Source organism: Arthrobacter sp. 10L430 (genome assembly GCF_056395245.1).
The window spans coordinates 25,752-46,885 of record NZ_JBFTJD010000014.1; the positions used below are offsets into that span (position 1 = coordinate 25,752).

At 65.5% G+C, this 21,134-nt stretch carries 19 protein-coding genes; 9 read left to right on the top strand and 10 right to left on the bottom strand.

The genetic code is table 11. The features are described 5' to 3' along the window. Nucleotides 1-139: 139 nt before the first annotated feature. Nucleotides 140-1,732, bottom strand: coding sequence for an MFS transporter (locus AC1DDG_RS13400; protein WP_476876426.1), 1,593 nt, complete (start codon nucleotides 1,730-1,732; stop codon nucleotides 140-142). 497 nt (nucleotides 1,733-2,229) lie between these two features. Between AC1DDG_RS13400 and AC1DDG_RS13405 the strand changes: the two genes are divergently transcribed. Together AC1DDG_RS13405 and AC1DDG_RS13410 are read left to right on the top strand one after the other, a co-directional pair. Next, nucleotides 2,230-2,736 (top strand): DUF2231 domain-containing protein, encoded by a 507-nt coding sequence (locus AC1DDG_RS13405; protein WP_230120073.1) that lies wholly within the window; start codon nucleotides 2,230-2,232, stop codon nucleotides 2,734-2,736. Between the two features lie 204 nt (nucleotides 2,737-2,940). After that, on the top strand, nucleotides 2,941-3,201 hold the full coding sequence (locus AC1DDG_RS13410) for a hypothetical protein (protein ID WP_230120072.1): 261 nt from the start codon (nucleotides 2,941-2,943) through the stop codon (nucleotides 3,199-3,201). A 113-nt stretch (nucleotides 3,202-3,314) separates the two neighbouring features. Here the strand turns inward: AC1DDG_RS13410 and AC1DDG_RS13415 are convergent, their stop codons facing one another. Further along, the gene (locus AC1DDG_RS13415) at nucleotides 3,315-6,008 is read right to left on the bottom strand and encodes an ATP-dependent DNA ligase (protein WP_476876427.1); all 2,694 of its coding nucleotides are present in this window, start codon (nucleotides 6,006-6,008) and stop codon (nucleotides 3,315-3,317) included. 40 nt (nucleotides 6,009-6,048) lie between these two features. Between AC1DDG_RS13415 and ku the strand changes: the two genes are divergently transcribed. Beyond that, nucleotides 6,049-7,095 carry a non-homologous end joining protein Ku gene (gene ku / locus AC1DDG_RS13420; RefSeq protein ID WP_476876428.1) on the top strand — a complete coding sequence of 349 codons (1,047 nt, stop codon included), beginning with the start codon at nucleotides 6,049-6,051 and terminating at the stop codon, nucleotides 7,093-7,095. 41 nt (nucleotides 7,096-7,136) lie between these two features. On the opposite strand, the gene AC1DDG_RS13425 is transcribed toward ku, so the two are convergent. The 7 genes from AC1DDG_RS13425 to AC1DDG_RS13455 all read right to left on the bottom strand — a co-directional run bounded on the left by AC1DDG_RS13425 (nucleotide 7,137) and on the right by AC1DDG_RS13455 (nucleotide 12,890). Then, on the bottom strand, nucleotides 7,137-7,403 hold the full coding sequence (locus AC1DDG_RS13425; RefSeq protein ID WP_476876429.1) for a DUF7218 family protein: 267 nt from the start codon (nucleotides 7,401-7,403) through the stop codon (nucleotides 7,137-7,139). A 41-nt stretch (nucleotides 7,404-7,444) separates the two neighbouring features. Next, a complete protein-coding gene (locus AC1DDG_RS13430; RefSeq protein WP_230120068.1) occupies nucleotides 7,445-7,915 on the bottom strand; it encodes an SRPBCC family protein in 471 nt (156 codons plus the stop codon). A 230-nt stretch (nucleotides 7,916-8,145) separates the two neighbouring features. Next, nucleotides 8,146-8,424, bottom strand: a complete 279-nt coding sequence (locus tag AC1DDG_RS13435; RefSeq protein WP_230120067.1) for an HPr family phosphocarrier protein — start codon at nucleotides 8,422-8,424, stop codon at nucleotides 8,146-8,148. 46 nt (nucleotides 8,425-8,470) lie between these two features. Beyond that, nucleotides 8,471-10,504, bottom strand: coding sequence for a PTS fructose transporter subunit IIABC (locus AC1DDG_RS13440; protein ID WP_476876430.1), 2,034 nt, complete (start codon nucleotides 10,502-10,504; stop codon nucleotides 8,471-8,473). Nucleotides 10,505-10,506: 2 nt separating this feature from the next. Continuing rightward, a complete protein-coding gene (locus AC1DDG_RS13445; RefSeq protein ID WP_476876431.1) occupies nucleotides 10,507-11,505 on the bottom strand; it encodes a 1-phosphofructokinase family hexose kinase in 999 nt (332 codons plus the stop codon). Further along, entirely contained in the window at nucleotides 11,502-12,311 is an 810-nt protein-coding gene (locus tag AC1DDG_RS13450) for a DeoR/GlpR family DNA-binding transcription regulator (RefSeq protein ID WP_230120064.1), read from the bottom strand. Before AC1DDG_RS13450 ends, AC1DDG_RS13445 begins: the two co-directional genes overlap by 4 nt. Before the next feature lie 321 nt (nucleotides 12,312-12,632). After that, nucleotides 12,633-12,890 carry a DUF6458 family protein gene (locus AC1DDG_RS13455; RefSeq protein WP_230120063.1) on the bottom strand — a complete coding sequence of 86 codons (258 nt, stop codon included), beginning with the start codon at nucleotides 12,888-12,890 and terminating at the stop codon, nucleotides 12,633-12,635. A 197-nt stretch (nucleotides 12,891-13,087) separates the two neighbouring features. Here AC1DDG_RS13455 and AC1DDG_RS13460 point away from each other — a divergent pair, with 197 nt between their 5' ends. From AC1DDG_RS13460 to AC1DDG_RS13470, 3 genes are all read left to right on the top strand, one after another. Then, nucleotides 13,088-13,705: an alpha/beta hydrolase gene (locus AC1DDG_RS13460; protein WP_476876432.1), complete on the top strand. Its 618-nt coding sequence runs from the start codon at nucleotides 13,088-13,090 to the stop codon at nucleotides 13,703-13,705. A gap of 416 nt (nucleotides 13,706-14,121) precedes the next feature. Continuing rightward, on the top strand, nucleotides 14,122-14,868 hold the full coding sequence (locus AC1DDG_RS13465) for an HAD family hydrolase (protein ID WP_476876433.1): 747 nt from the start codon (nucleotides 14,122-14,124) through the stop codon (nucleotides 14,866-14,868). A gap of 128 nt (nucleotides 14,869-14,996) precedes the next feature. Further along, entirely contained in the window at nucleotides 14,997-17,366 is a 2,370-nt protein-coding gene (locus tag AC1DDG_RS13470; protein WP_476876434.1) for a glycoside hydrolase family 65 protein, read from the top strand. 44 nt (nucleotides 17,367-17,410) lie between these two features. On the opposite strand, the gene AC1DDG_RS13475 is transcribed toward AC1DDG_RS13470, so the two are convergent. Then, the gene (locus AC1DDG_RS13475; RefSeq protein ID WP_476876435.1) at nucleotides 17,411-18,769 is read right to left on the bottom strand and encodes an MFS transporter; all 1,359 of its coding nucleotides are present in this window, start codon (nucleotides 18,767-18,769) and stop codon (nucleotides 17,411-17,413) included. A 61-nt stretch (nucleotides 18,770-18,830) separates the two neighbouring features. Between AC1DDG_RS13475 and AC1DDG_RS13480 the strand changes: the two genes are divergently transcribed. The 3 genes from AC1DDG_RS13480 (at nucleotide 18,831) to AC1DDG_RS13490 (ending at nucleotide 21,123) form a co-directional block, all read left to right on the top strand. Then, nucleotides 18,831-19,421, top strand: a complete 591-nt coding sequence (locus AC1DDG_RS13480) for a hypothetical protein (RefSeq protein ID WP_476876436.1) — start codon at nucleotides 18,831-18,833, stop codon at nucleotides 19,419-19,421. A 138-nt stretch (nucleotides 19,422-19,559) separates the two neighbouring features. Beyond that, on the top strand, nucleotides 19,560-20,390 hold the full coding sequence (locus AC1DDG_RS13485; protein ID WP_476876437.1) for a hypothetical protein: 831 nt from the start codon (nucleotides 19,560-19,562) through the stop codon (nucleotides 20,388-20,390). Next, nucleotides 20,374-21,123 (top strand): LamB/YcsF family protein, encoded by a 750-nt coding sequence (locus tag AC1DDG_RS13490; protein WP_230120056.1) that lies wholly within the window; start codon nucleotides 20,374-20,376, stop codon nucleotides 21,121-21,123. The genes AC1DDG_RS13485 and AC1DDG_RS13490 overlap by 17 nt, the downstream gene beginning before the upstream one ends. The last annotated feature ends 11 nt before the right edge of the window (nucleotides 21,124-21,134 follow it).

Below are 21,134 nucleotides of genomic sequence, written 5' to 3' on the forward strand. Positions count from 1 at the left end.
AACACCGACGGAGTGACTCCGCAGTGGTTAAGGCGACACAGTGGTTAATGCGACACAGAGCGAAGGCCCGCCCGGCGTGCCGCCCCCAAGGACAGCACGCCGGACAGGCCTTCATCACGGAGACGGAGCTGCTACCGCATCAGGCGTTGGCAGGAACCTTGGCCTGGTCTGCGTCCCGGTCCTGTGTGTCCTGGGCCTCGAACGGCAGTTCGTCGAGGTCAATCAGCGGGTTCTCGTCCTGCGTGGCCACGAGTTCACGGGCCTCGGCCTGCGTGTCGACGCTGGGCATGGAGCCCGGCAGCGGCCGCTGCGCGGATTCCTTCAGGAAGTAGATCGCGACTGCACCGATGGCCGAGGTGACCATGAGGTAGTAGGCAGGCATCATGTCATTGCCCGTGGCGCTGATCAGGGCGGCCACGATGAACGGGGTGGTGCCGCCGAAGATCGCTACGGCGAAGTTGTAGGCGATACCCATGGCGCCGTAACGGCTTGCAGTGGGGAACTGGGCCGGCAGGGCCGAGGCCAGGTTTGCCACGTAGAACGTCACGGGGAAGGCGACCAGGGCCAGGCCGGCCAGCGTTGACCAGATGCTGCCGATGCCGATCAGCATGAAGGCCGGGGCGGCCAGCACCACGGTGCTCAACGCGCCGATCCACAGCACCGGGCGGCGCCCGATTCGGTCAGACAGCTTGCCGGTCAGCGGAATGCAGAGGCTCATGATGACCAGCACGGGGATGGTCAGCAGCGTGCCGTGAACGGGATCGTAGCCCTTGGACTCTGTCAGGTACGTGGGCATGTAGGAGGTGAGGGCATAGCCGGCGGTGTTGGCGGCGGCCACCAGGATCATGGCCACGATGAGGGAACGCCAGTAGGCCTTGACGATGCCCAGAGGCCCCTTGACGGCAGCCTCGTCTCCGGCGGCTGCACCCTTGGCCTGGTCTTCCTGGGCGTCCAGGGTGGCCTGGAACTGCGGGGATTCCTCGATCTTGCTCCGGAAGTAGACGGCGATGAGGCCCAGGGGGCCGGCGAGGAGGAACGGCAGGCGCCAGCCCCACTCCTCCATGGCGGTCTGGCCAAGGGTCAGCTGCAGCACGGATACGAGGGCGGCGCCGAGGGCGAAGCCCAGGTAGCTGCCCATGTCCAGGAAGCTGGCAAAGAAGCCGCGCCGCTTGTCCGGGGCGTACTCGCTCACGAACGTGGTGGCGCCGGCGTATTCACCGCCCGTGGAGAAGCCCTGGATGAGCTTGAGGACAACCAGGAGCGCAGCGGCCCAGATGCCGATCTGCGCGTAGCCGGGCAGGAGGCCGACGGCGAAGGTGCTGGCGGCCATCAGCATCAGGGTTGCGGCCAGAACCTTCTGGCGGCCGATCTTGTCACCGAGCCAGCCGAAGATCACGCCGCCCAGCGGACGGGCAATGAAGGTCGCGGCGAAGGTGCCCAGCAGGAACAGCGTCTGGACTTTGGCATCCGCCTCGGGCAGGAACACCGGTCCCATGGTGGTGATCAGGTAGCCGAACACGCCGACGTCGTACCACTCCATGGTGTTACCCACGATGGTTCCGCCGAGCGCCTTCTTAAGCATGGGCTGGTCAACGACATTGACGTCGGACACCTTGAGCCGCCGACGTGCGAGCAGCTTTGGTTTCTTTACACCCTGGGGTGCCACTTGGTTGGTTCCGCTGGCGTTAATAACGCCTGCTGAAGAGTCGGTCGTGCTTCGGTCTGTGGGCATTTGGGCGACTCCTGTGGAGGTCATTTGCTTGCGACTTGTAGCTGCCCCGCTCCGGGCAGGCCTTCAATTTTACGCGATTTCCATGGCAAATCAGAGTTTGGTGCCGTATGATCAACAGTTTCACCGCCCTCGGCAAGCAAATATCAGATTTGTTTTGCCCGGTTTCACCGCGCCATTCCGGGGAATCCGGGCTCCGGCTGGCATCGTTATCAAACTTTTTGTTCCGGGGCCCGTTTGGGGCCGTATTTTCCGGGTAATGGGCCGCCCGCGAGCGCTTTTGGACTGCCTATCGAGGTACCCGAGAAGGTGCCCTGCAGACGCGACAGAAGGCCCCCCGATTGGCACAACAGGCCTGCCGGCGCGGCCCCAGGAAGCCAGGGCGGGAGTTCCCCGATTGAACCGTTCTTCGCCGGCGGTCGTCTGAGTGGGTAAACCCGGTATGGATGATCCGGGGAAGCCCGGAGAAGGTTCGTTAATTCCAGACAGGGGTGTTCGGCATGGACTACGTAATCAACGGTCTGCCAATGCATGTGTTGCTGGTGCATGGCACCGTGGTGTTTGTTCCGCTGGCCGCCTTGTGCACCGTGCTGAGCATCGTCTGGCCAATTGCCCGTCGGCGGCTGGGAATCGTGACCCCGCTGATAGCCCTGGGGGCGCTGGTGCTGGTCCCGATCACCCAGCAGGCCGGGGAGTGGCTGATGAAGCGTGTGGATACGACCCCGGCCATCACCGCGCACACCGGCATTGCCAGCTCATTGCTGCCCTGGGTCATCGGCGTGTTTGTCGTGGCCATGGCGCAGTGGCTGTGGTTCCGGTACGGGACCACGCAGGCGGATGGAATGCGGAAGAAGCTGGGAACCGCCGGCTCCCGGATAGCGGGGGCGGTCGCCGTCGTACTGGTTCTCATCCTGTGCGGCGGAACGGTCTTCAAGGTGGCGGAGATCGGGGAAGCCGGATCCCGTGCGGTCTGGGAGAACTCCTTTAGCCAAGAAGCCCAGGACTGATTGGCTTCCCGGGGGTTCCCGCGCGGCTGGTTTCTGCCTATCGTGGAGCCATGGGAACACTGATCTTTGAGTAGCTGGCCGGCTGGTGGCCTTCGGTTCGCGCCGAGTCCCAATGACACAACCTTTCGTGATTACAGCAGGGACGCCTGAATCACGGCCCTCATAGGGGTGAACGCTTCGTTTCATTGCAGAAAGGAAGAACAAATGGGTGACATGAATATAGGAAGCTCCATCAAACCGGATGTGGCTGCACATCTGACTGAGTCTATGGACAGGCCGCCGCTGCCCACTCCGGAAACCATCGCCGTCACCGCGGCCATGGGCGGAGCGCGTCAGTGGCCAGACGGCAACGGTAAGCGCCGCCATCCCAAGGACCGCGGTTCGAGCCACGGCCGCGCAGGGCAGGAGGCTGCCGTGACCGCCGTCCACCGGACCGGCCGTCCCCAGATGCCGCACTCGTCCTAGCACCGTTCGAGACTGAAATGGTCCGGCGACACCCGAATTCGGGTGTCGCCGGACCATTTGCGCGTCTTGGGCCGTTGTGCGCGTCCCGGTGACTTTGAGGTTGCCCGTCCGGCTCAGGAACCGGCGGATTCGGCGACGACGTCCTCCGGCTTCTTATCCAGCCGCCAGCCGCGCCACACCGGGTGCCGGAGTTTTCCGCTGCCGGTCCACTCGCCGAAAGTCACCTCGCCCACGAGGCCGGGCGTAACCCAGCGGGCGTCGGCTGCGTCGAGGGCGGGAACCTCTTCAAACGGCGAGGTCTTCCGGGTCAGCCCGTCCATGGTCTGGCGCAGTTCCTTCAATTCGCGGCTGCTGAAGCCGCTGCCAACGCGGCCCACGTAGCGGAGTTTCTTCCCGTCGGGTATGCCCAGCAGCAATGACCCCACGGTGTCCGACCGTTCACCCCTGCCCGGCCGCCAGCCGCCCACCACCACTTCCTGCGTCTGCTCAATCTTGAGCTTGATCCACGACCGGCTCCGCTGGCCGCTGACATAGCGGCTGTCAGCGCGTTTGGCCATGACCCCTTCCAGACCAAGTTCCCGCGCACTTTCCAGGATGTGTTCCACACGCTCGTCTAAGGTCTCGGAGAGCTCCACCGGGAACTCCGACGGACGGTAAAAGTCAGCGAGCCGGTCCCGGCGTTCCTCGAGGGGGAGCCTGCGCAGGTCCTCGCCGCCGTAGGCGAGCAGATCGAAAAGCATGAGCCGCACCGGGATGGCGGCACGGGCCTTCTTCACATCACCGGGTTTGGTTAGCTTCATCCGCCCCTGAAGGAGCCCGAAGTCCGGCCTGCCGCGGGGTCCGACGGCGATGATCTCACCATCCGCTATGAAGTCCTGCGGCGGCCAGCAGTCCCGGTCCGTCAGTTCCGGGTAGCTGGCGGACATGTCGTTTCCGTTGCGGCTGATGAGTCGGATCTTTTCGCTGTCCGCCACCACCAGGGCACGGATCCCGTCCCATTTGAGTTCGAAAAGCCACTCGCTGCCGTAGAGGTCGGCGGTGGTGCCCGCGGTTGCCAGCATCGGGACAGGGTCCTCGATGATGCTGTTTCGTCGGGATGCGGCCTTCGTGGGTGGGCCCTTGGTGGATGCGGCCACGGCAGCCGTGTCCTCACCGGGCGCCGCGTTGGCGGGCGCAGACTCCGTTGCTGCCGTTGAGGCGGCGCGCTTTGTCCGGATACCGGATCCCTTGTCCATCAGGTGGATGAGCCACTGGCTTTGCTCGCCCTGGCCCTGCCCGGTGTGGATCAGGGCGAATCTCCTGGTGCCGCCAAGCCCGCCGCCCTCCTGGCCAGTGAGCGTGGCGATGACTTCCTTGCCGTTGACCCACTTTTCCAGTTCATACACGCCCCTGTCCCAGAGGCTGACTGTGCCGGCGCCATATTGACCCTTGGGAATGGTGCCTTCGAAATCGGCGTAGTCCATCGGGTGGTCCTCGGTCTGGACGGCCAGATGGTTCTTGGCGCCAGTCTCCGGAACGCCCTTCGGCAGCGCCCACGAGACCAGTACGCCCTCGTGCTCGAGCCGGAAGTCGTAGTGCAGGCGGCTGGCATGGTGCTCCTGGATCACGAAGATTTCGTTCGCATCCTGGTTCCCGGCGTTCTCTGCTGCGCTGGCCTGGGCGTCTTCCAGGACCCGGTCGCTGCCGCCCTTGGCTGAGTGGTGCTTTTCGGCGGTAAATGGCTCCGGCGTCTCACCCTGGTCCCGCAGGGAGCGGTACTTGTCCAGTCGCGGATCCTCATGGCCGCCGCTTCGGCGAGCGCCGCCGTCGGCCGTTCCAGCGGCCGGCGTTGCGCTGTGGTGGCCGGTGCCGACGTGTCCGGGTAAGTGGTCCCCGTGCCTGTGGTCCGCGCTGGACGGTACGGTGTGGGCGGCTCCGCTGCTCTCGTCAACGATGGCAAAGGGATCCTTGCCGGCTCCTACCCGGCGCATGACGTCCTCGTAGTCCAACTGCCGGAGGGACGCGGAACTCAGCTCCCGCCAGGTCCGCGGAGCAGCCACGGTGGGCGTCAGCCGTCCGCGCAGCGAGTATGGAACGATGGTGGTCTTGGCCGCGTTGTTCTGGCTCCAGTCCACCAGGACCTTGCCCGTTCGAAGTGCCTTTTTCATGTCGCTGACAGCGAGGTCCGGGTGGTCGGCCTCAAGCGCGCGGGCCAGTTCATGGGCGAAATCGGAAATCTGGTCCGAGGTCTGCGTGCCGTCGAGGCCGGCGTAGAGGTGGATGCCCTTGCTGCCGCTCGTCACCGGAACCGGGTCCAGTCCCACGTCCTTCAGGATGTCCCGCGCCAGCAATGCCACCTGCACGCATTCAGGGAGGCCTGCCCCTTCGCCGGGATCCAGGTCCAGGACGATCCGGTCAGGCGGCAGCGCGTTGCCGTGCGAGTCCACCCTCCACTGCGGGACGTGGATCTCCAGCGAGGCGATCTGCGCCAGCCATGTCAGCGTGGCGGGGTCGTTCACCAGCGGATAGTAATTGGTGCTGGTCTTGTGGGTGATGGCGGCCCGGGGAACCCACCCGGGAGTGGAATGGTCGAGGTTCTTCTGAAAAAACATCTGCCCGGGCTCTTCCGCCGTCCCCACGCCGTGGACCCACCGCTTCCGCGTGGCCGGCCGGTTGGCTGCAGCCGGGATCAGCGCGGGGGCCACAGCGGCGTAATAGGCCAGGACGTCTGCCTTGGTGGTACCGGTCGCAGGGTAGAGCACCTTGTCCAGGTTGGTCAGCGTCAATTCGCGGCCGCCGACCCGCACCCGTTCCTTACCGCCGGCCAAAGGGCTTCACCTCCGGCGAAGTGTGATGTTCACTTGTCTCATGAGAGCGATCTGGAAAGGCGCCATTGCGTTCGGGCTGGTCAACGTCCCGGTCAAGGTGTACAGCGCCACCGAGGACCATGACATCAGCCTCCATCAGGTGCACAACGCCGACGGCGGCCGGATCCGCTACCAGCGCCGCTGTGAGGTCTGCAGCAAGGTCGTGGACTATGCCGATATCGATAAAGCCTTCGAGGACGACGGCCGGACCGTGGTCCTTTCCCGCGAGGAGCTCAAGGCCATTCCCGCGGAAAACAGCCACGAGATCGAAGTGGTCCAGTTCGTTCCGTCCGAGCAGCTTGATCCGATCATGTTTGAGAAGAGCTACTACCTGGAACCGGATTCGAAGTCGCCCAAGGCCTACATGCTGTTGCGCCGGGCGCTCGAGGACACCGACCGTGTGGCAATCGTGCAGTTCGCCCTGCGGGACAAGACGCGGCTGGGTGCTCTGCGGATCCGGGACGACGTCCTGATGCTGCAGGCCCTGCTGTGGGCCGACGAGGTGCGTGAGGCAGGTTTTCCTGCCCTGGAGACGACCATCCGGATCTCCGCTCAGGAACGTGAAATGTCCGCCGCGCTGGTGGAGTCCATGGCCTCCGATTTCGAACCGGAGCAGTTCACGGACGACTACCAGTCCCAGCTGCGCCAGCTCATCGAGGCCAAGCTGGAGAAGGGCGACTCCCTGGATACGGAAGAGACCTTCGGCGTCGAGGCCGGGGAGTCCGGCAACGGGGAAGTCATCGACCTGATGGAGGCGCTCAAGCGCAGTTTGGACCGGAAACGCGGGGCAGGTGGCGGTGAAGAGGCCGGCGGTGCCTCCAGGGCTCCGGCAAAGACGGCCGCGAGGTCCGGCACCAAAACTGCGGCCAAGGCAGCGCCCAGGACAGGCACGGCGGCGAAGACCGGTGCGGCCACCAAGACTGCTGCCAAGCCGGCCGCCACCAAGACTGCTGCCAAGACTGCCGCCAAGCCGGCCGCCACCAAGACTGCTGCCACCAAGGCTGCTGCGAAGCCGGCCGCCGCCAAGACCGCGCGGAAGGGCGCTTGAGGAACCGGACACCCCGGCCGCCGGTCTCATGAGCGCACCGCTCAGGAATTTCTGAGCGCGGAAATGAGCTCGCTCTTCTTCTTGCCGGAATACCCTTTGAGGCCGATCTCTTTGGCTTTGGCTTTAAGCTGGGCCACGGTCCAGTCGTCGTAGTCGCCGGACTTCCCGCCTTTGCGGCCAACTTCGGAGCGGCCCTTATTGGCGGCGGCGTTGGAGATGCGGGCCGCCTTCTGCTTCGACGCTCCATCCTCACGGAGCTCTTCGTAGAGTTTGGCATCCTTGAGGCTCGGGTTCTTTCTCTCAGGCATGGCTACCTCCGCGGATCGGGGTTTTGTTAGTGCACATCCATTTACTCGGCGTCGACTTCTCCGCGATCCACGGACGAGCGCCAGGCGCCGGTCTCGATGCCGCGTGATTCGATGAACTCCTTGAAGCGCAGCAGGTCGGACGAAACCTGCGTTTCATCCACGTGCGCGGCGGCGCCGGTCTTTTCGAGGAGGCCCTCCGGCTCCCATTCAAGTTCCACGTTCACGCGGCAAAGGTCCTGACCGAGGCTTTCGAAGGTGACTCTGCCGGCATTGCGGGGTTTGTCCTTGCTGACCCAGGCGATGCACCGGTCCGGCGTTTGCTCAAGGATCTGCGCGTCGTATTCGCGCCTGATGCCGGCTACCCTCGTCCGGAAGTGGAGCGAGGTCTCGTCGATCTGCTCGACGGATTCAACCCCCTTCATGAACCGGGGGAAAGATTCGAACTGCGTCCACTGGTTGTAGGCGGTGTTGACCGGAACTTCGACGTCAATGCTTTCCTGCAAGGTTGTCACTTTGTCAGGCCTTCCTTCAGCCCGGGATGTCCGGGCGGTACTGAACGGCGCGGGGCACAATTCCAAGCTAGTGGGGCTGAAGAGCAAAAACAAGAAACTGCTAAGTTTGCTTACCAGTCGGGATTTTTGATGGACAGCGAGAACTCGGAAACAGCAACGGCCGGCCCCGGCGCAGTTCCCGGCTGTCGGGATGCTGCGCCGGAAGCCGGCCGTCGTGAGCCTGCTTAGACCTATTCGGCGTCGTGGTCGGTCTCGAGGATCTGGACCAGACGATCGAGGGCGACGTCGGCGCCATCACCCTCTGCCCGGAGCACCACAACGTCGCCGTGCGATGCGCCAAGGCTCATGAGGGAAAGGATGCTGGCGGCGTCCATGGCTTCGTCAGCCGGCTCACCTTCGCGGGCGATAGTGATGTCGAGGTCAAACTCGCCGGCTGCCTCAGCGAAGATGGCGGCGGGGCGGGCGTGCAGGCCTACTCGGCTGGCGACGGTTGCGGTACGTTCGGACATTTTTGCTCCTTGCGATTGCGGTAGGGGGAATTGGGCTGCTGAAGAATCAGCGGGCGGGGACGGCTTCAGGGACGGTCTCCACCGTATCAACGGGCTTGCGGGCAGCCCAGCGCTTGAGTGCGACCACGATCAGCGCGCTGACAACGGTGCCGGCCAGGATGGCGACGATGAACATCACGACGTTACCGATGGCGAAGAACACAAAGATTCCACCGTGGGGTGCCTGTGACGTTACACCGGTGGCCATGGTGAGAGCGCCGGTGACGGCGCCGCCCACCATGCTCGCGGGGATGACGCGCAGCGGATCGGCTGCGGCGAACGGAATGGCGCCCTCCGAGATGAAGGAGGCACCCAGCAGCCAGGCTGCCTTGCCGTTCTCGCGCTCAGCCAGACTGAAGAGCTTCTTGTCCAGGACGGTGGCCAGGGCCATCGCGAGCGGCGGGACCATGCCGGCAGCCATGACGGTCGCCATGATCTGCCACGGCGCCTGGTTGGTGGCGCTTCCTGCACCGAGCCCGGCGACGGCGAAAGCGTAGGCAACCTTGTTGACCGGGCCGCCGAGGTCGAAGCACATCATGAGGCCGAGGATGATGCCCAGCACGATGGCCGAGGCACCGGACATGCCGGAGAGCCAGGTGTTCAGCCCCACAGTGATGGCTGCGATCGGTCCGCCGAGGAACAGGAACATAGCGCCCGAAGCGACGATGGAAGCGAGCAGCGGAATGATCACGACCGGCATCAGGCCGCGGAGCCAGCGCGGCACCGACCATGTCCCGATCACGTGTGCGATGTAGCCTGCGAGCAAGCCGCCGACGATGCCGCCGAGGAACCCGGCACCCATGAAACCGGATACGGCACCGGCCACGAAACCTGGCGCAATGCCCGGACGGTCGGCGATGGCGTAGGCGATGTAGCCGGCCAGTGCGGGCACCAGGAAGCCCATGGACAGGGCGCCGACCTTGAAGAAAACGGTGCCCAGGTAGAGGGCCAGGTTGCCGTCGGGAAGGTTGAGCAGGGTGTTGTTTGCCAGGATGTCGTTGGCTTTTGTGCCCAGGGCGATGTCGAAACCAGCCAGCAGGAAGCCCAGGGCGATCAGCAGGCCGCCGCCGGCAACAAAGGGAATCATGTAACTGACACCGGTGAGCAGGGCCCTCTTCAGCTTCTGGCCGATGTGTTCGCCCTTTTCGGTGGCCTCCTGCTCGGCCTGCTCTTCGGCGCCAAAGTGCGGAACGCGGCGGGCGTGCGGGTTGTCCGCGGCATCCAGCGCTTCCTGGACCATCTTGGCGGGTTCGTCGATGCCGCGCTTGACCGGGGCATTGATGACGGGCTTGCCTGCGAACCGCTCCTTGCCGCGCACATCCACGTCCACGGCGAAGATCACGGCGTCGGCTGCGGCGATGATGGCAGGGTCGAGGGGCTTGGCGCCCGAGGAGCCCTGGGTCTCCACCTGGAGGTCCACGCCCATTTCCTGGGCCGCTGCGACGAGGGAGTCGGCTGCCATGTAGGTGTGGGCGATGCCGGTGGGGCAGGCCGTGACGGCGACGAGGCGCTTCGGGCCACCCTTCGCGGGGGCAGCGGCGCCGGCGGCTGCTGGTGCCGGGGCTTGTGCAGCGGCGGGTGCCGCAGGCTTGTCAGCCAGGGCGCCCTCGACGAGTTCAACGATTTCCGTCTGGCTGGACGCGGCGCGCAGGGCACCGGTGAAGTCCTTCTTGATCAGCGACCGGGCCAGCTTGGACAGGAGCTTGAGGTGCTCCTGGTCTGCGCCGGCGGGGGCTGCGATAAAGAAGATGAGGTCGGCGGGGCCATCCTTGGCGCCGAAGTCGACGGGCTGGGAGAGACGGGCCATGGCGAGCGTGGGAACGGTCACCGCGGACGAGCGGCAGTGGGGGATCGCGATGCCGCCGGGCACGCCGGTTGCCGTCTTCTGCTCGCGGGCGAAGGCGTCAGTGAAGAGGCCTTCGACTTCGCTCGCGCGGCCGGTGGCAGCAACCCTGCCAGCCAGGTGGCGGATCACGTCCTCGGGCGAATTGCCCAGGTTCTGGTCGAGCTCGACCAGGTCGGTGGTGATGAGCTGAGTCACTGTCAATCCTTCCGGAGGGCCGTGATGGTAACGGCGTCGGGGGTAGTTTGGTGGACTGCCGGAACTGTGGAGCCCGGCAGGGAAGCGGCTGCGGCGCCGTGCGCCACAGCTTGACGGAGGCAATCAGCCGGGGCGGCGCCCTGGCTGGCGGCGAGCAGATAGCCAGCCAGCGACGAATCGCCCGCGCCGACCGTACTGACCGCGGTGACCGGCGGATGCGTGGCCAGCCACGCGCCGTCGGCCGTCACAAGGACAGCGCCCTTTGAACCGAGCGTTGCCAACACGGCCCCTACGCCGGAACGCACGACGGCGGCGGCGGCTGCCGCGGCAGCCTCCGGATCCGCTTCGAGTTCCTCAGCCGTGCTCACCGAGGCGAATCCTGCCGCGGCGGCAAGTTCCGCGAGCTCCTCGGCGTTGGGTTTGAGCAGGTCCGGTTTCCCGGAGACTGACCCTGATGCATCGCCGGCGATGGCCGCGGCGAGTGGTGCCCCGGAGGAATCGACGGCGATCTGTGGAACGCTGTTTCCAGTGTCCGCGGAACGAAGCCTCCGGGTGACAGTGGCGTAAAAATCGTTAGGAACTCCCGGCGGGAGCGACCCCGCGAGGACAACCCAGCTGGCGCCCTTGGCGCGTTCCAGGAGCAGCCCAATGAGCGCCTCCTGGGCGTCTTCGCCGAGCACCGGGCCGGGCTCGTTGATCTTGGTGGTGACGCCGCCGGGCTCAGTGAGGGCCACATTGGTCCGGAGCGGCTCATGGATGGCCAGCGCCGCGAACGGCACCCCGGCGTCACGAAGCCCGGCCAGGACGGGATCGGAGTCCCCGCCGGGGAGCACCGCGACGGTCTCCAGCCCGGAGGCCACCAGGGCGCGGGAGACGTTGACTCCCTTGCCGCCGGACTCCTGGCTGACGGAGACGGCACGCTGGACCTCGCCGCGTTCGAGCGGGCCCGGGAGCGCCACCGTGCGGTCGAGGCTGGGGTTTGCCGTGAGCGTGACGATCATGCGATCACCAGCTCAACGCCGGCGTCGGCGAGGGCCGCGGCTAGTTCGGGGCTGGGCTTGCGGTCAGTGATCACGGTGTCCAGATCTTTCAATGAGGCGAACTGGACCAGCGTTTCCGCATCCAGCTTGGACGAATCGGCCAGCACCACAATGCGGCGGGCCGAGTGGACGAAGGCAGCCTTGACGGCGGCTTCTTCGGGATCGGGGGTGCTCAGGCCAAAGCTTGCGTGGATGCCGTTGGTTCCCACGAAGGCGATGTCCGGGCGGAGCTTCTGGGCGGCGTCCACGGTTGCCTGGCCAACGGCGGCCTGAGTCAGTCCCCGGACCCGGCCGCCCAGGATCTGCAGGGCGATGCCCGGCGTACTGGCGAGTTTGGCGGCGATGGGAATGGCGTGCGTGATGACCACCAGTTCCTGATTCTGTTCCGCTCCGTTGTGCTTGGCTGATACGGCACTGCGGCGGGCCAGGATGTCGGCCAGGACCTCGGTGGTTGAGCCGGCGTCCAGGAGGATGCTGCTCGAGGGGCCCTGCGGCAGGAAGGCGAGGGCAGCCTCGGCGATGCGGTGCTTCTGCCCCTGGCGCTGGATGGTCCGCTCCAGGATGCTTTCTTCGGTGGTGCTGAAACGGTCCGCGGAAACAGCGCCGCCGTGAACGCGGCGGACGCTGCCGGCGGATTCAAGGGCGGCGAGATCGCGGCGGACGGTTTCGGTGGTGATCCTGAAGCGCTCTGCGAGGTCGGTCACGCTGGCGCGGCCGCTGGCTGCAACGAGCCCCGCGATCTGCTGCTGACGCTCCTCGGCAAACACATACCCTCCATTGCGTAAGTACTGCTCTGCGTGAATACTGCAAAATCGTCTGTCTCTTACTGATCAGCGAACGGCTTCCGGCTGGCTGTCTTCCCGGGGCCTACTGCCAGCGGCCGACACTCCAGCGATTGAAGCCTCAGTGACTGCCATCACACGATCTGTAATTACTTGACTTTATCTTCGATCATGTTGCTTTGTCAATGAAAAACAACATGAAAACAGACTGCCGGGCCGGACCGAAGGGTCTGGCCCGGCAGTCCGGTGCTTTATCTGGAGTTTCACGGAAGGGCACCCGGCTGGATCCGGCGGGCAGCGGCGGGGCTACAGTCCGCCGTCGCGGCTTTCGTTGCGCGTGATGCGCTCGCCGGTGTTGGGGTCCACGACGGAACGTGTCTCGCTGATGCGGCGGCTTCGGCCGGGGGACGCCAGGACAAGCGAAGCGATCAGCCCGATAACTCCCACCGCCATCAGGATGTAGCCGACCAAAGTCTGGTCGACATTGGGAATCAGGCCGGGGGTGATGGCCCAGGCGAGGATGGCACCGATGGCAATGAGGAAGATGGCGGAACCGATTCTCATGACTTGCTCCTTGTGTTAGCGGCTTCTCGCAACTTGGTAAGTACGGCATTCGGTAAATCCGGCGAATCATGCGCCACTCGCTAAGCATGCTGTCAATCGTCAGGCTACAGCGCAGTACCCCCTGTTTCAATCAAACGCGCAGGTCAGCACGCTGGCCGGCCCGCAGTTCCCGCACGGGGAGTCGTTAGGCTGTTCCGATGGAGACAGTCGTTTGGTCGAAGCCGGAAAATGAGCGCGCCGGCACGCCGCTGCTCGTGATGATGCATGGCTATGGCACGGACGAGTCGCGGATGGTCAATCTGTTCGAGTACCTCCCGTCCGAATTCACATGCGCCGCTCTCCGCGCACCGATGCCAATCGCCGACGGTTACGGCTGGTTCCTGCTGGACTACTTCCTTACGAACGACTTCGCCGATGTCATTGCCGCGGCCAACTCGGTCTTTTCCTGGATTGACTCCGTCAAGGGCGGCCACAGCAGCGTGAGCCTGCTGGGGTATTCGCAGGGGATGGCCATGGCGAGCACCCTGCTGCGGCTGCGGCCGCGGGACTTTCCGGCCGTCGTCGGCCTTTCCGGCTTTGTGCTGGACAACGATCTGCTGGCGCTCAGTGAATCGTTCGACACCCCGCCGCCCTTTTTCTGGGGACGGGACAGGGCCGACCTGATCATCAACGAGGAAGCTGTTGCCTATGCCGAGGAGTGGCTGAATGCCCACACCCAGCTGACGGCACGCACGTACCCGGGCATGGGCCATGCAATGTCCAAGAGGGAGATGGTGGACGTCAGTGCGTTCCTGCGCCACTACGTCCTGCCCTGAGCTGCGTCCTGCCCTGAGCTGATGAAAAGCGCCAGGAGTTGGTCCCCGGGGAGTCAAACTCCTGCGGTTTGGTAAAAACAGTTGCACGCCAAATTTGTAAGCGCTTACACTCGTCTTCGGCCGAAACTACCGGTCCTTGACTGAGTGTTGAAAGGGCTGGGTCACGCGATGCATGTGCAATTGCCTGCGGGCGTGAATCCGGGCGCGTTTGCCCTGACCGGACAACGGCCTCATGATGGAAGCAGACGTTTCTCAGAGCGACTGCGCATTTAAGCCACCTGAACGCGCCCCCGGGCGCTCCCCAGTCGAGGCATTGCGCCGTAAGATGCTCCACCCGCGGTCGCCGACGCCGCACCTCCTCCCCGCATGGTCCCCAACCACTGCTGTCCGCCATCCGAAAGGACACCGCACCAGGCATGACTGATCTTCTGAAGACCCTCCCCGGCAGCACTCCGAACAACTGGACGGACGCCGCCGCCATCCTGTTCGACCTCGACGGCGTGCTCACGCCCACGGCCGTGGTCCACGAGCGCGCGTGGCAGGAACTCTTTGACGGCTACCTCGCATCCAAGCCCGGGAAGTCCGGTTACCGCGGAAGCGACTACTTCGAGCACATTGACGGCAAGCCCAGGTTCGACGGCGTCCGGGACTTCCTGACGTCGCGCGGCATCGAGCTCCCCGAAGGTCCCACCGACGACTCGCCGGACAACGAGACAGTCCAGGGACTGGGCAACCGGAAGAACAAGATCTTCAACGACATCGTCGGCGCCGGCGTTGACCCTTACGCGGGGTCGGTGCGTTTCCTCACAGCCGCGCTGGCCCGGGGACTCAAGGTCGCCGTCGTCTCCTCGTCCCGGAACGCACCGTCCGTGCTGCGCGCGGCGGGGCTCGACGGCCATTTCCAGGTGGTGGTGGACGGCGTCGTGGCAGCCGCTGAAGGCCTTCCCGGCAAGCCCAGCCCGGCAACCTATGACTACGCCGCCCGGCTCCTTGAGCTGCCCAGCGAAGAGTGCGTCGTCGTCGAGGACGCGGTTTCCGGCGTGCAGGCCGGAAGCGCGGGCAGCTTCCACTCCGTCATCGGAGTGGACCGCGGCGCAGGGCGCCAAACGCTGCTGGAGGCGGGCGCCACGTTAGTGGTCAACGACCTCGACGAACTCCTCTAGCACCGCCTTCACAGAGCTCTAGCTCCGCCTTCACGGAGCTCCGGCTCCGCGGAACTCCGCCTCCACTGCGCAATCCTGCCAGGCCCCCAACCCTGGCCGCTCCTCCAACCGCCTAAGGAACGCCACTCATGGCACTCATCACTGCTGACCGCGTCCGCTTCCCCAACGATCCCTGGAAGCTCGTGGAGACCAGTCATGCCGCCGGCAATGCCGGCACCCTGGAAACGCTGTTTGCCCTTGGAAACGGACATTTGGGTATCAGGGGCGCCCATTGGGCGGCGGCGGATGCGGAGCTCCCGGGCAGCTTCATCAACGGGTTCCACGAAATCTGGGATATCAAGCACGCTGAAAATGCCTTCGGTTTCGCGCGCACCGGCCAGCGGATCCTGTACATTCCGGATGCCAACAACTTCACGGTGATCGTGGACGGCGAGATGCTCAGCCTCGCTGAATCGACGGTGCTGGACTACCGCCGCTCCGTAGATTTCGGCACCGGAATCTACGAGTGCAGCATCGTGTGGCAATGCCGTTCGGGCGCCACCGTCACCACCGTGGAGCGCCGCGCCGTGGGCTTCGAATCGCGCGGCTGTCTCGCCATTTCGCTGGAGCTCTCCGCGGACCGCGCCGTCTCCGCCGACGTCACCTCGTCCGTGATCAACCGCCAGGACCAGCCGGTGGACGACCACTCCGCGCACGATCCACGCAGGGCGGGCCGGCACGCAGGGCGCGTCCTGCTGCCCTTGAGGCTCGACGGCGGCGACGGTTCGCTCCGCCTTTCCTGGGAAGCGGCGGAGTCGAAGCAGCGCGTGGGAATCGCCGTCGACCACTGGACCTCTGCAGGGCACCAGCCGTTCGATACGCTCGTGGACCAGGACGACAGCAGCGTCCGTTACGTGCTGGCGGTTGGAGCCGATGAGCCGTTCCGGCTCGAGAAGAGCGTCAGCTACGCGGTGGCCCGGGGCGCCCGCATCGGGGTGCCGGGAGCGGCAGACGCCGAAACAGGCCAGGACCCGGCGGACACGGCAGCGGCGGGCCTGAAGCCGGTAGGTGAGGTCTTCGCCGAGAGCGAGGCACACTACCGCGACTACTGGTCCACCACGGACATCAAGGTGGGCGGCCAGCCCGACGTGCAGCAGGCCATCCGCTGGAACCTCTTCCAGTTGGCCCAGGCCACGGCCCGCGCCGGCGTAGCCGGCATTCCGGCAAAGGGCGTCAGCGGCTCCGGTTACGAGGGGCACTACTTCTGGGACCAGGAGGTCTACCTCCTCCCGTACCTGTCGTATTCAAACCCCGACGGCGCCCGCCAGGTTTTGGAGTTCCGGCACGAGATGCTGCCGGACGCCAAGATCCGGGCCAAGGAGCTCAGCGTGGACGGCGCACTGTTTCCGTGGCGCACCATCAACGGCTTGGAGGCCAGCGCCTACTACGCGGCAGGCACTGCGCAGTTCCACATTGCTGCCGCGATTGCCTTTGCAGCCAACCGGTACGTCTGGGCGAGCGGAGACTCGGACTTCCGCGATGGAATGGGCGCCGACCTGCTCGTGGAGACCGCCCGCATGTGGGTGTCCCTGGGGTTCTTCGGCAAGGACGGCCAGTTCCACATCCACGGCGTGACCGGCCCGGATGAGTACACGGCAGTGGTGAACGACAACCTCTACACCAATGTCATGGCCCGTTTTAACCTGCGCGCTGCGGCGGCGCTGGACCATCCGGAAATCGACGACGCCGAGCGGCAGCTTTGGGAGGCGGCGGCGTCCCGTATCCAGCTTCCGTTCGACGAGCATTTCCAGGTGTACTCGCAGGACAACGACTTCATGACCCTGGAGCCGTGGGACTGGACGACGCCACGCTCCAAGTACCCGCTGCTGCTGAACTTCCATCCGCTGGTGATCTACCGGCACCAGGTGCTCAAGCAGGCGGACACGGTGCTGGCCATGTTCCTGCAGTGGCAGGAATTCACCGCTGAGGAGAAGCACCGCGCCTTCGATTTCTACGACCCCATCACCACGGGTGATTCGACGCTGTCCGCGTGCGTCCAGGGCATCATGGCTGCCGAAGTGGGCTACCGCAAGGCGGCTCTTGAGCACTTCACCAACGCAGTGTTCATCGACCTGGATGATTCGCATGGCAACACGATCGACGGCGTGCACATCGCTTCGACCGGCGGCGTGTGGAGCTCCTTGGTATGTGGTTTCGCCGGCCTGCGGGACCAGGGTGCGGTGCCGTATTTCGATCCCCGGCTGCCCGAGGAATGGGACAGCCTTTCCTTCCACCTGAGGCTGCAGGGAAGGCTCCTCCTCGTGGAACTCGTCGACGCCAGCATCACGCTGAGCGTCCTGGAAGGGGAACCGCTGGACATCGACGTGCGCGGCGGGGTCTATTCCGTCGGCGCCGACTCCGTCCGTGTGGCCCTCGAACCGGTCGAAGTGCCGGAACCGTCGGTCTTCCCGAGCGGTCCGCCCACGGCAAGCCTTCCCGTGGTGCGCGCCCGCGCCTGATGCGCAAGACCGGCCGGCTGCCCGTTCCGGGCAGCCGGCCGCAGTTATTGTCGGCGGCTTTTGACGTCGGCGTCCGCGGAGATGCCGTGTTGCCGTTCCAGCGGGTGGGTTATCTCGTCCCCGGCCATCCGGGCAGCAAGCATCGCCACGATTGCCACCACAGGGCAGACGCTGCCTGCCACCAGGAAGATGATCCAGAGGGGCAGCACGGCCGCGACCGGTCCGGCCAGCGCCATCGAAACGGGCATGAGCGCCAGGGACACAAAGAAATCCAGGCTTGAGATCCGTCCCAGAAGATGAGCCGGCACGCGCCGCTGCAGCAGCGTTCCCCAGATCACCATCCCCACGCTGCCGGTGGCGCCGAAAATGAACAGCGCCAGGGCGAGCACCCAGAAATTGTCAATGAGTCCCACGGCGGCCAGCGGCAGGCTGCCTGCACCCCAGGACACCATCATCACCGTCAGGTACCGGCGCGGGAGCTTGAACGAGGCAGTGACCAGCGCGGCGGCGGCGCTGCCGATCCCCATCACGGCCAGCAGGAAGCCGAACATGGTGGAGTCCCCACCCAGCTGGTCGCGGACCACGAAGGGCATGAGTACCTCTATTGGCCCGATCAGGAACAGCACTGAGATGCAGGCCCAGAGCAGGGTCCAGAGCAGCCACGGTGTCCGCAAGGTGTAGGTGACGCCCTCGTGCAGGTCATGGAAGAAGGAACTCCGCGGCCTGACCGCGTGCGGTCCGGCCGCACCGGGCTGGGCGTCCCTCCCGACCGGGTTCCCTTCGTGCTCCGCGCCGTTGGCAGGAGCGCTGAGGGCGTGCTGGCCGAGGAAATTCAGGATGATGAAAGCCACCAGATGGCACGCCGCCACGCCTGTCACGGCATGGGACGGCGACAGACCGGCCACCACGATGCCTGCAACTGCCGGACCGGCGGCCTGCTGCAGTATGGGGCGCATGGTCCCTTCCATGCCGTTGGCCGCCAGCAGATCCTCGGGTGGCAGGAGCCTCGGCAGGATCGCGGAGTAGGCAGGGAAGAAGAAGGCGGCGCCCACACCGAGCACGAAGGCGCCAACCACCAGATGCCAGAGCGCCAGCCAGCCCGCCATTGCCAGGCCGCTGATGCTTGCGATCACGGCCAGATTTGCGCCTTCCACGGCAATGATGAGCAGGCGCTGAGGCACGCGGTCGGCGGCGATGCCGCCTGCGAGGACGAACGCGACCAGCCCCACGCTTCCGGCCGTGGCCACGAGGGACAGCTCAAGAGGGCCGCCGCGAAGCTGAATGACCTGGTACACCATTGCGACAGCCCACATCCCCGAACCGAAGATGGACACGGCAAGGGCCGTGATCAGCACGCGGTATTCACGATGGGAAAATGGGCGCAGCGCTCGGGGGAGGGGCACACGGCAATTTTAGGCCGAGCCTCCCGGTGGGGGAACGCGCGCCGCGGGATAAGCTCGTGGGATGGGGAACACACCCGCCGGAACATGGCGGCGCAGCGTTGCGCTGATCGGGACCAATTGCGGCCTTGCCCTGCATCCCGTGGACCGGAATGACGTCCACATTCCCGGTGAGCCGGCCAGCTGTTTCGCTTCCTTCTGGAAGGCCGAGTGGTCCAAATGGGGAACAGGGACGGCTCTGCTGGTGGCCACGCTCCAAGGCTGGCGCAGCTACGGCCCCAGCGAGTACTTCGCCCAAACCCTCGCATCCGAGCTAACTCGTTATTTACCGGAAGCCGCCCGCTTTCCACTTAACGCCATCAGCCACACCCACGACGATTTCGACATACACCTCGACCTTGAGCGCGGGTTCACGGCCACCGGGCGCCGGGCAGCACTCGAAATCTCCGGCGTGCTGGACCGCCGGCAGTTTTCCGCACCTGAGTTTCAGCTCGGACCGGCCAGCGCTTCCCTCAGCAACGTCTACCTGCCGTGCAGCGCGGGCCGGCTGTCAGAATTCGGTGTTGAGTGGCCGGGCGCCCCCACCGTCTATGCCGGGCCGCGCGGGCCTTCTTCGTCCGCCTACCTGGCCGTCGCCGAATCCTGGGTGATGTAGCGATGGGCCGGCCTGCGTCCCGGCCTGCGTTCCGGCCCAGGCCCACAGGGTCAGGGCCGTGGCCTAGTGTTAAGGCCTAGGCGACAGCAACCGGCTGTCGATTTGTTCCGAAGTAATTGTTCCGAGGTAGAGGTGAAGATGGCCAACAGACGCAACCCGGCGATGAAAATCGCGCAGGAAACAGCACACAATGCGGTGTTCGATGCCCACGGCAATCCCAAGCCCGGCGTCCACAACCTGTTGCTGCGCGCGGTAAATATCCAGCGACCACTCGTAGTGGCCAACATCCGCAGGCTCCAACGCCGTCACCCCCATGCTTCTGCGGCCCAGCTTGCGGCGAGGCTGGAACGCGACTACCTCACTGCAGTCACTGGCGGCGGCGCCCTGGTGGGCGCAACGGCCGTGGTCCCGGGGGTCGGAACCATCGCCTCGCTGGGTCTCTCCGCAGCGGCCACCGTGGCCTTCCTCGAAGCGACGGCGCTTTACGCGACGTCCCTGGCGGAACTCCACGGCATCAGGATGACCGACCCCGACAAAGCCAGCACCATGGTCATGGCCGTGATGTTGGGCGAAGAGGGCACGGCGCTGCTTGGCTCGCTGAGCGGCCAGGCCCTCGGCAAGGGAAAGGGCGCCACCCAGGCCTGGGGAAGCGTTCTGGCGCGCAAGATGCCTTCCAATGGCTTCGGCGCCATTCGGGAGCGCGTCCAGAAAGTCTTTCTGCGGAGCCTGCTGAAGCGCCAGGGAACGGCACTGTTCGGCCGGGCACTGCCGTTTGGAATCGGCGCCGTGGTGGGCGGCGCCGGCAACCTCATGATGGGCCGGGCGGTCGTGGCGAATGCCAAGGAGGCATTCGGCCCTATGCCGGACACCATTCCCGGGGAACTGACGGCCGCAGCGGGTGCATCGCCGGAAGCGGCAGTGCGGCTGAACCGTACGCTGGAAGGGAGCAACGGTGGACCTGAACGCTGACCTGGGCGAGTCCTTCGGCTCGTGGACCATGGGCGATGACCTTGCCATGTTCCAGCTTGTCACCAGCGCCAACGTGGCCTGCGGGTTCCATGCCGGTGATCCGGTGACCATGCTGGACAGCTGCCGCGCGGCCTTCGAACTGGACGTCACGGTGGGGGCCCACGTTGGCTACCGGGACCTCGCGGGCTTTGGCCGGCGCTCCCTTGACATGTCCTTTGACGAGCTTTTCGGGGATGTCCTGTACCAGTTGGGCGCGCTGGACGGAGTGGCGCATGCAGTGGGCGCCTCCGTGGACTACGTCAAACCCCATGGAGCCCTGTACAACCGGACATTCCGCGATGCCGAGCAGGCGGCAGCCGTCGTGGCGGCCGTCCAGGCCTACGACCCGGGACTTCCGGTTCTCGGGCTCCCCGGCTCGGAGTTGCTGAAGCACGCCCAGGAAGCCGGCCACCCCGTGTTCCGCGAGGCGTTCGTTGACCGCGCCTACCTCCCGGACGGCACCCTGGTGCCGCGCTCGCAGGAAGGTTCCGTGCTGCACGACGTCGGTCCAATCGTTGAGCGGGCCGTCCGGCTGGCGCTGAAAGGCGAGGTAGTGGCGGTGGACGGCACGGTGGTGCGGGTCGATCCGGATTCGCTGTGCATCCACGGTGATACCCCCGGCGCCGTGGGCATGGCCGCCGCCGTTCGCGCGGGACTGCAAGAAGCCGGTGTGGAGCTTGAGCCTTTCGCCTGAGCGGCCTCCGT

Bases quoted from the DNA above. Each gene is read 5' to 3' on its own strand.
- AC1DDG_RS13400 (WP_476876426.1), bottom strand. From the start codon at position 1,732: ATGCCCACAGACCGAAGCACGACCGACTCTTCAGCAGGCGTTATTAAC.
- AC1DDG_RS13405 (WP_230120073.1), top strand. From the start codon at position 2,230: ATGGACTACGTAATCAACGGTCTGCCAATGCATGTGTTGCTGGTGCAT.
- AC1DDG_RS13410 (WP_230120072.1), top strand. From the start codon at position 2,941: ATGGGTGACATGAATATAGGAAGCTCCATCAAACCGGATGTGGCTGCA.
- ku (WP_476876428.1), top strand. From the start codon at position 6,049: ATGAGAGCGATCTGGAAAGGCGCCATTGCGTTCGGGCTGGTCAACGTC.
- AC1DDG_RS13425 (WP_476876429.1), bottom strand. From the start codon at position 7,403: ATGCCTGAGAGAAAGAACCCGAGCCTCAAGGATGCCAAACTCTACGAA.
- AC1DDG_RS13435 (WP_230120067.1), bottom strand. From the start codon at position 8,424: ATGTCCGAACGTACCGCAACCGTCGCCAGCCGAGTAGGCCTGCACGCC.
- AC1DDG_RS13445 (WP_476876431.1), bottom strand. From the start codon at position 11,505: ATGATCGTCACGCTCACGGCAAACCCCAGCCTCGACCGCACGGTGGCG.
- AC1DDG_RS13455 (WP_230120063.1), bottom strand. From the start codon at position 12,890: ATGAGAATCGGTTCCGCCATCTTCCTCATTGCCATCGGTGCCATCCTC.
- AC1DDG_RS13460 (WP_476876432.1), top strand. From the start codon at position 13,088: ATGGAGACAGTCGTTTGGTCGAAGCCGGAAAATGAGCGCGCCGGCACG.
- AC1DDG_RS13465 (WP_476876433.1), top strand. From the start codon at position 14,122: ATGACTGATCTTCTGAAGACCCTCCCCGGCAGCACTCCGAACAACTGG.
- AC1DDG_RS13470 (WP_476876434.1), top strand. From the start codon at position 14,997: ATGGCACTCATCACTGCTGACCGCGTCCGCTTCCCCAACGATCCCTGG.
- AC1DDG_RS13480 (WP_476876436.1), top strand. From the start codon at position 18,831: ATGGGGAACACACCCGCCGGAACATGGCGGCGCAGCGTTGCGCTGATC.
- AC1DDG_RS13485 (WP_476876437.1), top strand. From the start codon at position 19,560: ATGGCCAACAGACGCAACCCGGCGATGAAAATCGCGCAGGAAACAGCA.